The sequence below is a fragment of the Dickeya oryzae genome (assembly GCF_020406815.2).
GTDB classification, from domain to species: domain Bacteria; phylum Pseudomonadota; class Gammaproteobacteria; order Enterobacterales; family Enterobacteriaceae; genus Dickeya; species Dickeya oryzae.
Genome location: NZ_CP162670.1, coordinates 3,895,406 through 3,909,090, shown reverse-complemented (window position 1 = coordinate 3,909,090; position 13,685 = coordinate 3,895,406). Strand labels below are relative to the sequence as shown.

14 protein-coding genes are annotated in these 13,685 nt (G+C 55.0%); 9 read left to right on the top strand and 5 right to left on the bottom strand.

Annotation, left to right across the window (positions count from 1 at the left end; genetic code table 11):
- The first annotated feature begins 233 nt into the window (after positions 1–233).
- The 3 genes from LF929_RS17125 (at position 234) to LF929_RS17115 (ending at position 2,210) form a co-directional block, all read left to right on the top strand.
- A complete protein-coding gene (locus LF929_RS17125) occupies positions 234–656 on the top strand; it encodes a hypothetical protein (protein WP_210174859.1) in 423 nt (140 codons plus the stop codon).
- A 160-nt stretch (positions 657–816) separates the two neighbouring features.
- Positions 817–1,362: a GNAT family N-acetyltransferase gene (locus tag LF929_RS17120; RefSeq protein WP_226093428.1), complete on the top strand. Its 546-nt coding sequence runs from the start codon at positions 817–819 to the stop codon at positions 1,360–1,362.
- A gap of 119 nt (positions 1,363–1,481) precedes the next feature.
- Positions 1,482–2,210 (top strand): YnfC family lipoprotein, encoded by a 729-nt coding sequence (locus LF929_RS17115; RefSeq protein WP_226093429.1) that lies wholly within the window; start codon positions 1,482–1,484, stop codon positions 2,208–2,210.
- A gap of 239 nt (positions 2,211–2,449) precedes the next feature.
- Here the strand turns inward: LF929_RS17115 and LF929_RS17110 are convergent, their stop codons facing one another.
- Both LF929_RS17110 and LF929_RS17105 read right to left on the bottom strand, forming a co-directional pair.
- On the bottom strand, positions 2,450–2,689 hold the full coding sequence (locus LF929_RS17110) for a DinI family protein (RefSeq protein WP_210174862.1): 240 nt from the start codon (positions 2,687–2,689) through the stop codon (positions 2,450–2,452).
- Between the two features lie 73 nt (positions 2,690–2,762).
- Positions 2,763–3,245, bottom strand: a complete 483-nt coding sequence (locus LF929_RS17105) for a GNAT family N-acetyltransferase (RefSeq protein WP_080646374.1) — start codon at positions 3,243–3,245, stop codon at positions 2,763–2,765.
- Positions 3,246–3,381: 136 nt separating this feature from the next.
- Here LF929_RS17105 and LF929_RS17100 point away from each other — a divergent pair, with 136 nt between their 5' ends.
- Both LF929_RS17100 and LF929_RS17095 read left to right on the top strand, forming a co-directional pair.
- Positions 3,382–3,774 (top strand): VOC family protein, encoded by a 393-nt coding sequence (locus LF929_RS17100; RefSeq protein ID WP_210174863.1) that lies wholly within the window; start codon positions 3,382–3,384, stop codon positions 3,772–3,774.
- A 20-nt stretch (positions 3,775–3,794) separates the two neighbouring features.
- A complete protein-coding gene (locus LF929_RS17095; RefSeq protein WP_016943674.1) occupies positions 3,795–4,079 on the top strand; it encodes a YciI family protein in 285 nt (94 codons plus the stop codon).
- Positions 4,080–4,125: 46 nt separating this feature from the next.
- On the opposite strand, the gene ddlA is transcribed toward LF929_RS17095, so the two are convergent.
- Both ddlA and LF929_RS17085 read right to left on the bottom strand, forming a co-directional pair.
- Entirely contained in the window at positions 4,126–5,226 is a 1,101-nt protein-coding gene (gene ddlA / locus LF929_RS17090; protein ID WP_226093430.1) for a D-alanine--D-alanine ligase, read from the bottom strand.
- 339 nt (positions 5,227–5,565) lie between these two features.
- On the bottom strand, positions 5,566–6,423 hold the full coding sequence (locus LF929_RS17085) for a MurR/RpiR family transcriptional regulator (protein WP_012883443.1): 858 nt from the start codon (positions 6,421–6,423) through the stop codon (positions 5,566–5,568).
- Positions 6,424–6,734: 311 nt separating this feature from the next.
- Here LF929_RS17085 and LF929_RS17080 point away from each other — a divergent pair, with 311 nt between their 5' ends.
- Both LF929_RS17080 and iolD read left to right on the top strand, forming a co-directional pair.
- Positions 6,735–8,246, top strand: a complete 1,512-nt coding sequence (locus LF929_RS17080) for a CoA-acylating methylmalonate-semialdehyde dehydrogenase (RefSeq protein ID WP_016943671.1) — start codon at positions 6,735–6,737, stop codon at positions 8,244–8,246.
- A 27-nt stretch (positions 8,247–8,273) separates the two neighbouring features.
- Positions 8,274–10,205 carry a 3D-(3,5/4)-trihydroxycyclohexane-1,2-dione acylhydrolase (decyclizing) gene (gene iolD / locus LF929_RS17075; RefSeq protein ID WP_226093431.1) on the top strand — a complete coding sequence of 644 codons (1,932 nt, stop codon included), beginning with the start codon at positions 8,274–8,276 and terminating at the stop codon, positions 10,203–10,205.
- 299 nt (positions 10,206–10,504) lie between these two features.
- Here iolD and LF929_RS17070 read toward each other — a convergent pair whose 3' ends face one another.
- A complete protein-coding gene (locus tag LF929_RS17070) occupies positions 10,505–11,023 on the bottom strand; it encodes a ClbS/DfsB family four-helix bundle protein (RefSeq protein WP_038907109.1) in 519 nt (172 codons plus the stop codon).
- Between the two features lie 630 nt (positions 11,024–11,653).
- Between LF929_RS17070 and iolG the strand changes: the two genes are divergently transcribed.
- Together iolG and LF929_RS17060 are read left to right on the top strand one after the other, a co-directional pair.
- Positions 11,654–12,640, top strand: a complete 987-nt coding sequence (iolG, locus tag LF929_RS17065; RefSeq protein WP_029456631.1) for an inositol 2-dehydrogenase — start codon at positions 11,654–11,656, stop codon at positions 12,638–12,640.
- Positions 12,641–12,744: 104 nt separating this feature from the next.
- Positions 12,745–13,683, top strand: a complete 939-nt coding sequence (locus LF929_RS17060; RefSeq protein ID WP_226093432.1) for a substrate-binding domain-containing protein — start codon at positions 12,745–12,747, stop codon at positions 13,681–13,683.
- Positions 13,684–13,685: the final 2 nt, after the last annotated feature.

Genomic DNA, 13,685 nt, shown 5'->3' with positions numbered 1-13,685 from the left:
TGTTACTGGGTCAGTGTAAAAATTCGGCGTTTGCCCGCAAAGCAGGAAATGCCAGTGGAAGGATAGGCATCTGCGCCTATGCTGAAATAAAGCACCGGGCCTGCTGATGCGGGGGATAACGGCAGACAGGCAGGAAAATCCCAGACGCGACCATTAAGGAAATCTGTTTATACCTCAGGGATAGCCTTCGCGCGCTTCGGGTTGATTATCGACTTTGACGAAGGAATAGCACTATGTTTAACGATCTGAGAGACAAAATGGTTTCGGTATTAACCCGAATTCGTGAAAGGGGTTATGGACCGGAGGATGCCATCAATCATATTGTTCAATCGCTGGGTAGCCGTTATAGCGATGTATCCAAGATCAATGTGCTGACCTCGAAACTGATAGCCGATGTGATTTATTCGACCTATCAGGATGAAACGTCACCACTGGAGATTGCCGCTATCATCCGTATGCTTGGCTATGCCAACAGGGATGTGGTCGGTGGTATTCATGAACAGTTTCCGCAACTGACGCCGGAAGAGGTGGGGCGACTGTTATTACATGAAAAGGTGTACCCTAAAACAGACCGCGCTTCCTTTATCACTGCCATGACTTACGGCGGGTATTCCCGCGAAGAGAGTGAACAGGCGGCTAAAAGCCTGTATTCCTGAGCGTTGCTGACAAGTGACATCAGCGGCAGGTAATGCGGTGCAGTCAACGGTATAGTCAGCCGACGAGATTCGCGTCGGCTGGAACTCTGCTCCGCTATGATGCCACCTAACAGCGCGCCCGTAGACACGATGACGGGAGGCGACTGATGAGGAGAATCTGATGCGGCAACCTACCCTGACTACCGAACATCTTCTGTTGCGACCATTACAGGCGTCAGATGTCACTGATGTTTGCGCTTTGCTTAATAGCACCCCTGATATTTCTGCCATGACCATGTTGATTCCCTATCCTTGTCCACGTGAAACGGTCGCCAGCTGGATTACCGATTTGCACAGCAATTGGGAGCAGCGTAAAGGTGTGGCCTACGCCATTTGTTTATCGCAAAACCAGCAACTGATCGGCTCTATTTCGCTGGTGGCGCTGGATACTGCCCAGCCGGAGATTGGTTATTGGCTGAGCGCTGATTTCCGACGACGAGGATTGAGCACCGAAGCCAGTCGGGCGTTATGCCAGTTCGCGTTTAGTCAGTTGGGTATCGCGAAAATCTACGGCTGCCATTTGCCGCAGAACGTGGCGTCTGGCCGGGTGTTACTCAAATGTGGTTTCCACTCGTTGGGGATACGTCAGGTGTTGCTGTCGTCACGACGCCAGCAGGAAACTGTGGCGGTTTACATGATGCCATCGCCCATGATGGCGACGGCGTGAGTGCTTCTGTCTGGCGTTATGCTTATTCTTTCTCAGGAGTGATGGCGCGTTATCTTTATCCTCTCTTTTGGAATTGGCGTAAACTGGCGCGACTTAGCAAGGTATCCAGGGTAAGGACTATGAAACTACACGCCATGGCGCTGGTGGGGGTGGTATTACTGGCAGGGTGTGATCGAAAACCGACGCCTGAGTCGGTGAACCCGGTGTTGGCTGGGCTTTCCAATATTTTTGGTTTTGATGCGCTACGGGGGAAGGTGAAGCACTTTACCCAAACCCAGACCGACGAAGCAGGCAAAGTGACCGCCTATGTGGATGGGACCTTTGATGCCGAAGGGTGCCTTGTGACGTTACGCACCTATCAACCGGCGATGAACGTTGACCTGGATTTGGTGCGAGCGGGGCAGACACTGTTAGAAAAGAGCGATCGACAAGCGTTGTTTCAACTGACGGAGCACTGCCAGTTGGCGAAAACCTCAGATGGTCGCCTGAGCTACCGTGCTGACGATAAGCAGGCTATCAGCGAGGTGGTATATCGCGATCGACCAACGCCATTGGCGCGTTACCGCTACGATGATGAGGGATTCCCGGTCAGCATGACGTTTGTTTCACCGGAAAATGGCAAGGTGACCCGCGTGGAGATGCAAAGCGATGCGCCGATGCAAAAACGGCTGGATGCCACGGTTATCGTGACAGAAGACAACCAGCAGGTTAGCGTGACCCGTACCACATGCCAGTATGACCAGCATCTTAACCCGCGTGTGTGCCAGGTGCTGGTATCAAATGGCAAAGGCGTGGCGCAAACGGTCACCACACTGACGCATACGACCAAAATTGAGTATTACGAGTAATCGGTCCCGTCAGATGATGGGGCCGCGATGAGCAGCCGACGTTTGATGAATGCTTAACCGAAGCGAACCTGTGCGGTGTTCGTCTCTCTCATCTTGCCTGTCACGGGTTGACGACAGGCACTGCATTGCTTTTTGTCCATGCCGAAGGGTGTCAGAAGCCCCCGTCGGCATGGGATAGATAGTGGTTATTGGATCGATTGTAGCTATTGGATCGATAGTAGTTATTGGATAGACAGTCGTTATTCCTGCACCAGCCATTCATCGGCTTCATTGAACATATCTTCGATGATCCGGTTAATGGTGGATTTTTCCTGTTTGCTGGCATTGGAATTGATGGCATTGGCCTGCATCGGTTTTATCTTGATTTCCGCATCAGGAAACACCTTGTGGATCCGTTTGGTGAGTTCGTTTTTTATCTGCTCTGCCGCGTTGGGTAATCCGCTCACGTTTCTCTTATCGTACACCAGCTCTACATACATCAGCCGCATCTCCATGAAAAATACTGGCTAAATATACAGCTTTTATTGCAGGATCCGCAATCGCTTTTTCAGATCACGTACCCAGCTTTTTTTCCATATACACGCTAAGCGGATCGTCGCCGTAAGGAAAAAACGGGCCGCGCAGGTGATAACCATGACGTTGGTAGAGCCGGATAGCTTGTGGCTGATGGATGCCGGTTTCGAGGCGGATGACCTGACACCCTGCCAGAGAGGCCTGTTTTTCCAACTGACGCAGTAACTGATCCGCCGCGCCGCTGCCACGATAGGTTGGCTCGACATAAATGCGTTTCATCTCACCTTCTCCCGGTTGACGCAGCACGATAGCGCCGCAACCTACCGCGTGCCCGTCACGGTGGCGGATCACCAGAAAAATCAGTTCGTCAGCGGCCAGTGTGCGCAAATCGGTAAAGTGGCAGCACTCTGGCGGATACAGCGTCGATTGATAAGCATCCAGTTTTTCCAACAGCGTCAGAATGTCCGGCTGATCAACGGCCTCTGGCCGGATGGTAAACAACGGCGTGCAATGTGTGGGCATCACGTGCTCTCAGGTAACCCGTCATCGACGTACTATTTCATATAATACCATGATAAAAAAGGGGAATAAGCAGCATGGCCTATAGTGGGGATTCGTGATATCACTGTCTTTGCCATCAACAGAAAAGGAGTGACGCATGACTACATTACGCCTGGCCCGGCCAGTAACGGACCTGCAACGAAGTGAGCGAATGTACTGTGACGGCATGGGGTTGCAGAAACTCGGCTCGTTTGCGCAACACGATGGCTTTAGTGGTGTTATGCTGGGACAACAGGGGCTGGCCTGGCACCTTGAGTTTACCTTTTGTCATACTCATCCTGTCATGCCTGCACCGACGGAAGACGATTTACTGGTGCTGTACATGCCTGACCATGAACGCTGGCGAGAGGCCTGCGATCGTATGGTGCAGGCCGGCTTCAGCGTGGTGGCGTCGTTTAATCCTTATTGGGAGCGGCAGGGAAAAACTTTCCGTGATCCTGACGGTTACCGGGTGGTGTTGCAGCAAGGGCACTGGCCGAATACCGATTAATAACAAAGAGAAGAGTAACCATGTATATCATCAGTCTGACATACCATGCGCCGCTGGATGATGTGGAAACCTTGTTGGAACGGCATGTAACCTGGTTGAAGCGAGGATATGAACAAGGCCTGTTTGTGGCTTCCGGGCGTAAAAATCCGCGTACTGGCGGTGTTATTCTGGCCAAAAGTGTCGCACGAGAAGAGCTGGACGCGTTTCTTAAACAGGATCCGTTTCAGGCGGTAGCAAATTACGAGGTGATCGACTTTCAGCCATCCATGACGGCCGAGGCTTTTACCGCCCTGAGTCGTATCTGAGTGAACAGGCTCCGGCAGGCGTCGTGCGCGTACCGGAGCGTTAGCGTCAGGCGTGTACCGAGCTTTGCAGGTTACTGTCTTGCGCGTAGCGCTCCAGCGCCAGTTCGATCAGTTGCGTGATCAGGCTGGTATAGCCAAGGCCGCTGGCTTCCCACAGTTTGGGATACATACTGATGTTAGTGAAGCCGGGCAGGGTGTTGACCTCGTTGACGACAACCTGCTGGTCCGGTGTCAGGAAGACGTCTACCCGCGCCATGCCCTGACACTCTAATGCCTGGAACGCCCGCAAGGCGATGTCGCGAATATGCTGGTGTACGTCATCGTCCATTACCGCTGGGATAGCCACCGCGGCACCGTCTTCGTTGATGTACTTGGTGTCGTAGGAATAGAATTCGTCATGCAACACGATTTCGCCGCAGACACTGGCTTTCGGGTAGTCATTACCCAGCACCGCACATTCAATTTCCCGTCCGACAATCGCCGATTCCACCAACACTTTATGGTCATAACGGAACGCCAGCTCGACAGCATGATCGAATTCCGCCTGATTGCGCACCTTGCTGACGCCGACGGACGACCCCTGATTGGCGGGTTTGACGAACAGCGGCAAACCGAGCTCGGCGGTCACACTGTCGTAAGGGTGGCGGGCGCGGTTGGCACGGGTCAGGGTGACGAACGGAGCAACCTGCAATCCAGCGTCGCGCAACAGACGCTTGGTGACGTCTTTATCCATACTGACGGCGGAGCCCAGCACGCTGCTGCCGACAAACGGGATATTCGCCATGCGCAGCAAGCCCTGCAATGAGCCGTCTTCGCCCAGCGTACCGTGAACGATGGGGAAAATAACGTCAATCTGCGACAACGCGCTGGCGCTGGCTGTATCGATCAACTGATGGTGGGTTTGTCCTGGGATCAGCGCCACGTTCTGACTGGAACGGTTCAGGGCGATCAACGCTGGATTATCGGCGTTGAGCAGGTAGTTGGAGGCGTCGTTGACGTGCCATTCCCCTTGCTTGTCGATGCCCAGTAACACCACATCGAATCGCGTTTTATCAATGGCATCCACAATATTTTTTGCGGACTGCAGTGACACTTCGTGCTCAGAGGATTTACCACCAAAAACCACGCCAACCCGAATTTTACTCATATCACTCTTTCCGTTATGGGATCGTTTTCTGTTATTAGGATCATTGAACTGTCTGGTACCTAATGGGATAGGCTCTAAGTCAAACGTCTTGATCTGTGGGTGCAAGAGTATCACTTCATACCGCGAGGCGGGACTTTTTTCAGGTAACTGGGTGCTGTCTTTTTCAGTGGTGATGCAGAATTAACCCATATGAAAGAAAGGGCGTAAAAGATAAGGGGGCGAACCCGATTTCATCGCGTTTGTGGCAGTAGCGGCGTGAGGTATGAGAGCGTCAACCAGGGATGATGAACCTGACTGCCGGGAGGGCGACCCGGCTGAAATTTCTCTCGTCGGTGCCGATCAGGCACTTTTTTGCCCTTCTTCACGTTGACGCAGGCTGTTGCCCTGACGGTACGCCAGCGACACCATGAGCGATTGCACCAGACACAACGTGGCGGACTGGGAGCGAAAGGCATCGACCTGCGCTTCTTTTACCACGAAGCACAGGTCGCTCAGGGTAGCCAGCGGGCTGAGTTGGCTGTCGGTGATCACTATCTGGCGCGCACCGGCGTTGGCGGCCATTTCACTGACCATCACGGTTTCCTGCGCGTAAGGCGAGAAGCTGATGGAGACCACGATGTCTTTGTCGCTCAGACGGCATAGCTGTTCGCGAAACATCCCACCCAATCCGTTAACCAGCACCGGACGGCTTTCCAGATGACTCAGGGCGTAGCAGAGGTAGGTGGCGACGCTGAATGAACGCCGCAGCCCGACGATGTAGATAGTGTCAGCCTGTGCCAACAGGTCGACCGCTTTTTCCAGATCGTCTGGCTGGGTGCGGGCGGCCAGTTGTTGCATCGCCTGTGCGTTGGAACGGGCGAATTCATGCAAAATATCCTGCGGGCGTTCTGGCACCCGGTCTTCCATCTCGCGAAATAAGCGCGCCCGGTCGGTATAGCTGGCGGTTTCTTCCACCAGATTCATGCGAAACAGCTGTTTCATTTCATTGAACCCGCTGAAATCGAACGCGTTGGCGAAACGGATCAACGTAGAAGGGGGCACGTCTGCCTGCTCGGCGATCACCGCGACGGTGTCGAACGCTACACTGTTGGTATTGTCCAGCACATAACGCGCCACCTGCTGCAAACGCTTGCTCAGGGAATCGTACCGTGCGCGGATCTGCTCCTGTAATTCTCTCAGGCTGGTCGCCATCGCCATAATCGTCTTCTCCGTCATCCCGGCGGGATGCTGTTGATCCGATTCTAGTGAGTTGAACCGGCATTTCAAACCGATTTGTTATTTTTTCGACGAAAAATAGAATGAATAATTCAGTTTTCCCGCACGTCATGAGCGAATGAATTCGCTGAATAACGCGGTTAAATGCCGGTTACCTGCCGTTTACCAGAAAATCTATCCTGGATCACAATAATCAACATTTGTTTTATTTCTTATTAAAATGGAATTTTTATTTCATATACAGTAAAGCGGTATTAGCCATCTGTCACCCTAAATCCTGCAGAGGTGTAACCATGGAAACCGTATCCAATTTCATTCATGGCGAGATTGCGCCCAGTCATAGCGGGCGCACCGCACCGGTATTTAATCCTGCGACCGGCGAAGCGATTCGTCAGGTGGCGCTGAGTAGCGCCGACGAGGCAAAACACGCCATCAGCGTAGCCGCCGCGGCTTTCCCTGACTGGGCGAAGCATTCTCCGTTGCGTCGTGCCCGCATCCTGTTTCGTTTCAAAGCGTTGCTGGAAGAGAATCTGAGTACGCTGGCACGGCAGATTTCCGAAGAACATGGCAAAGTCTACTCTGATGCCGTGGGCGAATTGACCCGTGGGCTGGAAGTGGTGGAATTTGCGTGTGGTATTCCGCATCTGCAAAAAGGCGAGCATTCCGCCAACGTTGGTACCGGCGTGGACAGCCATTCGCTGATGCAGCCGCTCGGGGTGTGCGTGGGGATCACGCCATTCAATTTCCCGGCGATGGTGCCGATGTGGATGTTCCCGATTGCACTGGCTACCGGTAACACCTTTGTCCTCAAGCCTTCGGAGAAAGATCCGTCGCTGTCGCTGATGTTGGCAACACTGCTGAAAGAAGCGGGCCTGCCGGACGGCGTATTCAATGTCGTGCAGGGCGATAAAGAAGCGGTCGACGTGCTGTTGACCGACCCACGCGTTCAGGCGGTGAGCTTTGTCGGCTCGACACCGGTGGCAGAGTACATCTATCGCACCGCATCGGCGCACGGTAAACGTTGTCAGGCGCTGGGCGGCGCTAAAAACCACTGCATTTTGATGCCGGATGCCGACATGGACATGGCGGCCAGCGCGATCCTCGGTGCGGCATTTGGCGCCGCGGGCGAGCGCTGCATGGCGCTGTCGGTGGTAGTCGCGGTAGGTGATGACACCGCCGAAGCGTTGTGCAGTCGGTTGGAAACGCAGATTGCCGCCATGCGTGTCGGCCCCGGTCTGGTGGACGGCAAAGAAAACGACATGGGGCCGGTGATTTCAGGCCCACATCGCGACAAGATTAGCGGTTATATTCAAAGCGGCGTCGATCAGGGCGCGACGTTGCGCGTCGATGGCCGCGGGCTTCGTGTTCCGGGGCATGAGCAGGGCTATTTCGTCGGCCCAACGCTGTTTGACCATGTCATGCCAGACATGCAGATCTACCGGGAAGAGATTTTCGGCCCGGTGCTGTCGGTGGTGCGTGTACCTGATTACCACACCGCGCTGACCCTGATTAACCAGCATGAATACGGCAATGGCACGGCGATCTTTACCCGCGACGGCGAAACCGCCCGCCAGTTTAGTGAAGAGGTGCAGGCAGGGATGGTCGGGATCAACGTACCGATCCCGGTGCCGATGGCGTTCCACAGTTTTGGCGGTTGGAAACGGTCCATTTTTGGTCCGCTCAATGTACACGGTAACGACGGCGTGCGTTTCTATACCCGAATGAAAACCGTCACCAGTCGTTGGCCTGCCAGCGTGCGTCTGGAACAGCACGCCAGCAGCTTTGTGATGCCGACGCTGGAGTAATTCCACCTGATTTGCGGGAGCAAAACGATGGACACGTTGAAAATGACCATGGCGCAGGCGCTGGTCCGGTTTCTCAATCAGCAATACCTTGACGTTGACGGTGAGGAAACACCGTTGTTTGCCGGGGTGATGACCATTTTTGGGCACGGTAACGTGCTGGGTATCGGGCAGGCGCTGGAGCAGGACGCCGGACACCTGCAGGTACACCAGGGCTGTAATGAGCAGGGCATGGCGCACATCGCGGCGGGCTTTGCCAAACAGCACCGGCGGCGGCGGGTGTACGCGGTGACTACCTCGGTGGGGCCGGGGGCGGCTAATCTGGTGACGGCGGCCGCCACCGCGACGGCCAACCGGATTCCGCTATTGCTGCTGCCGGGGGATCTGTTCGCCAGCCGCCAGCCCGACCCGGTGTTGCAGCAAATTGAGCAGTATCACGATGCCACCATCAGCACCAATGATTGCCTGCGGCCGGTGTCGCGCTACTGGGATCGTATCAGCCGCCCGGAGCAACTGATGAGCGCGCTTGTCAACGCCATGCGGGTGCTGACCGACCCGGCGGATACCGGTACGGTAACGCTGTGTCTGCCGCAGGATGTGCAGGCGGAAGCCTGGGATTACCCGCGGTCGTTCTTCCAGCGGCGGGTGCACCATCTGGAGCGCCGCCCGCCAGATACCACCCGGCTGGCGCAGGCGGCGGCGTTGCTGGCGCGTAAACGTCGCCCGCTGTTGATCTGCGGCGGCGGGGTACGCTACGCCGGTGCGCATGAGGCATTTTGCCAGTTTGCGGAACGTTTCAACCTGCCGTTTGGCGAAACTCAGGCGGGCAAGGGCGCGGTGGTCTCGTCGCATCCGCTGAATGTGGGCGGCATCGGCGTCACCGGCGGGCAGGCTGCCAACCGGCTGGCGGCGCAGGCGGATCTGGTGATTGGCGTCGGCACCCGTCTGACCGATTTCACCACCGCCTCCAAATCGCTGTTTACGCACTCGGAGGTCGAGTTTTTGCTGCTCAATGTGGCGGAATTCGACGCGTTCAAGCTGGATGCTACCGCGCTGGTGGCTGATGCCCGTGAGGGGCTGACGCAACTGACGCAGGCACTGGCGACGCAGGGCTATCGCAGTGGCTGGGGTGAGGAGATAGCGCAGGCGCGCAGCGACTGGCAGCAGGAGCGCCAGCGGTTGTTTGAGCGGCGCGACGACGACGGGCAGGCGTTGGAAATCGCCGGGCATCTGGAGGCACAACTGGCGGAGTACCGCGAAACCCTGGGGACCCGTCTGACACAAACCCGGGTGCTGGGGTTGCTCAACGACGCGTTGGAAGATAACGCTATCGTGGTGGGCGCGGCCGGGTCGCTGCCCGGTGACCTGCAACGGTTATGGCAGGTGAAAACCCCGGACAGCTATCACCTGGAGTACGGCTACTCCTGCATGGGGTATGAAATCGCGGCGGCGGTGGGGGCGCGGTTGGCTGCACCACAGCAGCCGGTGTACGCCATGGTGGGGGACGGGTCGTATTTGATGCTGCACAGTGAGCTGCAAACCGCGGTGCAAGAAGGCATCAAGGTCACCGTGCTGCTGTTCGACAATGCCGGGTTCGGCTGCATCAACAACCTGCAAATGAGTCAGGGGATGGGCAGTTTTTGCACCGAGAACCGGCGGCGTGATCAGGGCAGCGGCAAGCTGACTGGCCCGTTGGTCACGGTAGACTTCGCCCGCAACGCCGAGAGTTACGGTTGTCGGGCGTGGACGGTGCGTGATGAGGCGTCGTTGTTACAGGCGGTGCGCGAAGCGCAGGCACACCCCGGCCCTTGTCTGCTGGATATTAAGGTGCTGCCGAAAACCATGACCCACGGCTACGACGCCTGGTGGAACACCGGCACCGCGCAAGTCGCGGACAACCCGGCGATTGAAGCCGCCGCGCGTGAGGTGCACTTGCAGCGTAAGAAAGCCAGACAGTATTAGCCCCCGGTTACTGACAAGGCTTTTAGGCGGCGGTGTTCTGCAATGTTTATCGTCGACAATGTTTCTCGTCGACGGCAGAGTGATGCACTGCCGCTATTAAGGCGGCGATAGAGACGTGGCAAGCAATCAGGCATAAGTCCGACAATCCAGAGAACAGTGTTGTCGGGCTTGTCCCAACGGGTTGGGTATTCTGCTTATTTTTAGGCACTGAACCGGAATGGGCATCTCGATATCCCAGTAGCCATGGCTTATTATCCTTAAACTAGGATGATTATAAACGAGGACGATGAGCGATGAATTTACTGTAGCCTAAGATTATTCGCTTTGGCCCATTTCCTTAATCTTCCGTTTGCATTGGCATAGGGGGATGATGTGTTCAGTGAAATCATTCTGCCCATGGTCCATTTGCCATACCACGCATTCCCATACAGATCTTCATCAGTACGTTGATTAATAAGTTCCACGATTTCATCCTTTACCGACTGGAGGTGGTTTATTAATAAATGGTAATTTAATTCTTTGTAATCAATGTAAAATTTCTGGGCCAAAAGACCAAGCTGGTTCCACGAGTAACCTGTTTCTGGAAAGTCGATAGGCTGACCGGTTGCATCATGAGTAATCCATTTTACAACCAGCGTATTCCATCCTAATAAATACGAAACAAGATCGCTGACGCTGATCTTCGTGCCTTGTGCATGACCATCCATCGTTTTATCTGAAGTCAATTCTGGTGGAATGGCGTTGAGGTAATTGATTAATTTATTAAAATTATTATCAATTGCTGACAACAGTTCGGGTTTTGTTTGTGGTACACCCATTAAGAACTTCCTTTTGTTTTTTTAATAGATGCCATGGCGGTACATGTGTGTCACGTAATAATAATCTATTACCTATGCTGCCTGCCGTGACAAAAATAATAAGATAGGCCATTCGTTGTTGGGTGATAAAAATAAGCCACCTGGCTCATCGGTTCTTGTGGCTTGCGGTTCGTCAGGCCGGTATAAACCCGTTGCGGTGCATTATCCAGCACCTGATTGAACCCCTCTGGTAACAACGCTCTCGCTTTTCTGCCACAACGGTATCTGTTGAAATATTTATTTCATTTCAGTCTGACGAACCGAACCCTGTAGCGATGAGGTTGGCAAGGGAGCTACATGCATCGCGCAGCTCTCCACTGCCAGTGAGTCGGCTATTCTGACGCACTAATCCCCTGCCTTCACTGGGTTTTTTCCTGCCCTGCAATACGCTGACGACATGACGGTGGTTTCGTGATTTTGCTAACACTATTTTGCTCATATGTCACCAAAATGTTAGCTGGCACGCAAAAACATAATTTCCAGTTTTACTGAAATTGAAATAAACGTTTTATTGTCTTTACGCTAACAAGCAGAACAGACCCTGACCCCTACAACCAACCAGTGATACCCCAGGGTATCGAGGGAGTAGCCATGTTTAACATCGCTTTACTGGGTGCCGGCCGCATTGGCCAGGTTCACGCCGTCAACATCGCCGAACATCGGGAAACCTGTCTCTACTCGGTGGTGGATCCCAACCCGGCTAACGCGCAGGCGTTGTCTGATAAGTATCAGGCACGTTTGCAAACCATCGATGAGGCGATGGCCGACCCGGCGGTACACGCGGTGCTGATTGCCTCCGCCACCGACACCCATGCTGACCTGATTGAGCTGGCCGCCCGCCACGGCAAAGCCATATTCTGTGAAAAACCGGTGCATCTGGATATCGCACGGGTACGCGACTGCCTGAACGTGGTGGAGCAACAGCAGGTGCCATTGTTCGTCGGGTTTAACCGTCGCTACGACCCGCAATTTCGTCGGGTGAAGACGCTGGCAGGTGAAGGGCGTATCGGCAAGCCGGAATCACTGATGATTATCTCCCGTGACCCTTCACCGCCGCCTGCCGAGTATGTGCGTGTGTCAGGCGGCATGTTCCGCGATATGACCATCCACGATTTCGACATGGTGCGTTTCATCATGGGCGAAGAGCCGGTCTCGGTCTTTGCACAAGGCAGCAATCTGGTCGACCCGGCTATCGGTGCGGCTGGCGACATTGATACCGCGTTTGTGGTGTTCAAATTTGCCTCCGGTGCGATGGCGACCATCGTGAACAGTCGCCGCTCCGGTTATGGCTACGACCAGCGGCTGGAACTGCACGGCGAACTCGGCGTGTTGAGCGCGGGCAATATCCGCGAAAACCAGGTGGAACACTGGGGCGATGCCGGGTGCCTTGCCGCCAAACCGGAACACTTTTTCCTGCAGCGTTACCGCGACGCCTACGCGGCAGAATGGCGTCATTTCGTTGAGGTGTTGCACGGGCGTACCCGGCCTGAGTGCAGCGGCGTTGACGGTGAGCGGGCGCTGTATCTGGCCGACAAAGCGCTGGAGTCGCTGGCGACAGGGCGTGCGGTTTCGCTCTGACACACAACTACAGGGTCTGGCATGGCATCAGACCCTGGCATCACGACATCAATAACAACATGACCTTACCTTTACACCCAACTAACTGATGCAGAGACAACACCATGAAAAAGATAACCATCCTGGCCGCCGCGATGGCCTTCACGATGTCGTCCGGTCTGGCGCAGGCACAGAACGAACAGATTGTATTCAGTACCCCCAACCTGGCGATGCCTTTTGAAGTGCACATGCAGCGTACTGCGGTCAAGGCCGCTAAAGAGCTGGGCGTGAACCTGCAGGTGTTGGATAGCCAGGGCAGTTCCCCGAAACAGGTGGCCGATCTGGAAAACGCCATCACTCGCGGAGCCCAGGGTTTTATCGTGTCACCGAATGATGTCAACGCGGTGTCCGGTGCGGTAACGGAAATTCAGGACGCCAAACTGCCGGTGGTGACTCTGGACCGCTCGGTGAAGACCGACAAGAAAGTGCCGCATTTCGGCGCGAATAACTACAAAGGTGGTCAGGCGATTGCCGATTTCGTCAAAGCGCGTTTTCCGAACGGTGCCGACATCGTGTTGCTGACCGGTCAGCCGGGGTCGTCATCTAACATCGAACGTACGCAGGGTATCCGCGACAGTCTGAAAGCGGGTGGCAGTAAGTACCGTCTGGTGGTGGATCAGACCGGCAACTGGATGCGTTCTGAAGGGATGCGCATTGTGGAAAGCGTGCTGCCATCGCTGCCCAAACGGCCACAGGTGATTTTGTCGGCTAACGACGATATGGCGCTGGGGGCGATTGAAGCGCTGCAAAGCCAGGGGCTGAAGCCGGGTGATGTCATGGTGACCGGTTTTGACGCCGTACCGGAAGCGCTGGCGCGCGTGCGTGATGGCTGGATGGCGGTGACCGCTGATCAGCGCCCCGGCTATGCAGTCACGCAAGCGATGACGCAGTTGACCAACAATATTCGCACCAAGTCGGCGATCACCGGAGCGGACTACCCACCGACCATGATCACCAAAGACAACCTGAACGATGCAGAACGTATCGGCGAAGCGGGCAAATAAGC

What these genes read in the sequence shown, in the direction of transcription:
- LF929_RS17125 (WP_210174859.1), top strand. Translation starts at nt 234, where the DNA reads ATGTTTAACGATCTGAGAGACAAAATGGTTTCGGTATTAACCCGAATT.
- LF929_RS17120 (WP_226093428.1), top strand. Translation starts at nt 817, where the DNA reads ATGCGGCAACCTACCCTGACTACCGAACATCTTCTGTTGCGACCATTA.
- LF929_RS17115 (WP_226093429.1), top strand. Translation starts at nt 1,482, where the DNA reads ATGAAACTACACGCCATGGCGCTGGTGGGGGTGGTATTACTGGCAGGG.
- LF929_RS17110 (WP_210174862.1), bottom strand. Translation starts at nt 2,689, where the DNA reads ATGTATGTAGAGCTGGTGTACGATAAGAGAAACGTGAGCGGATTACCC.
- LF929_RS17105 (WP_080646374.1), bottom strand. Translation starts at nt 3,245, where the DNA reads ATGCCCACACATTGCACGCCGTTGTTTACCATCCGGCCAGAGGCCGTT.
- LF929_RS17100 (WP_210174863.1), top strand. Translation starts at nt 3,382, where the DNA reads ATGACTACATTACGCCTGGCCCGGCCAGTAACGGACCTGCAACGAAGT.
- LF929_RS17095 (WP_016943674.1), top strand. Translation starts at nt 3,795, where the DNA reads ATGTATATCATCAGTCTGACATACCATGCGCCGCTGGATGATGTGGAA.
- ddlA (WP_226093430.1), bottom strand. Translation starts at nt 5,226, where the DNA reads ATGAGTAAAATTCGGGTTGGCGTGGTTTTTGGTGGTAAATCCTCTGAG.
- LF929_RS17085 (WP_012883443.1), bottom strand. Translation starts at nt 6,423, where the DNA reads ATGGCGATGGCGACCAGCCTGAGAGAATTACAGGAGCAGATCCGCGCA.
- LF929_RS17080 (WP_016943671.1), top strand. Translation starts at nt 6,735, where the DNA reads ATGGAAACCGTATCCAATTTCATTCATGGCGAGATTGCGCCCAGTCAT.
- iolD (WP_226093431.1), top strand. Translation starts at nt 8,274, where the DNA reads ATGGACACGTTGAAAATGACCATGGCGCAGGCGCTGGTCCGGTTTCTC.
- LF929_RS17070 (WP_038907109.1), bottom strand. Translation starts at nt 11,023, where the DNA reads ATGGGTGTACCACAAACAAAACCCGAACTGTTGTCAGCAATTGATAAT.
- iolG (WP_029456631.1), top strand. Translation starts at nt 11,654, where the DNA reads ATGTTTAACATCGCTTTACTGGGTGCCGGCCGCATTGGCCAGGTTCAC.
- LF929_RS17060 (WP_226093432.1), top strand. Translation starts at nt 12,745, where the DNA reads ATGAAAAAGATAACCATCCTGGCCGCCGCGATGGCCTTCACGATGTCG.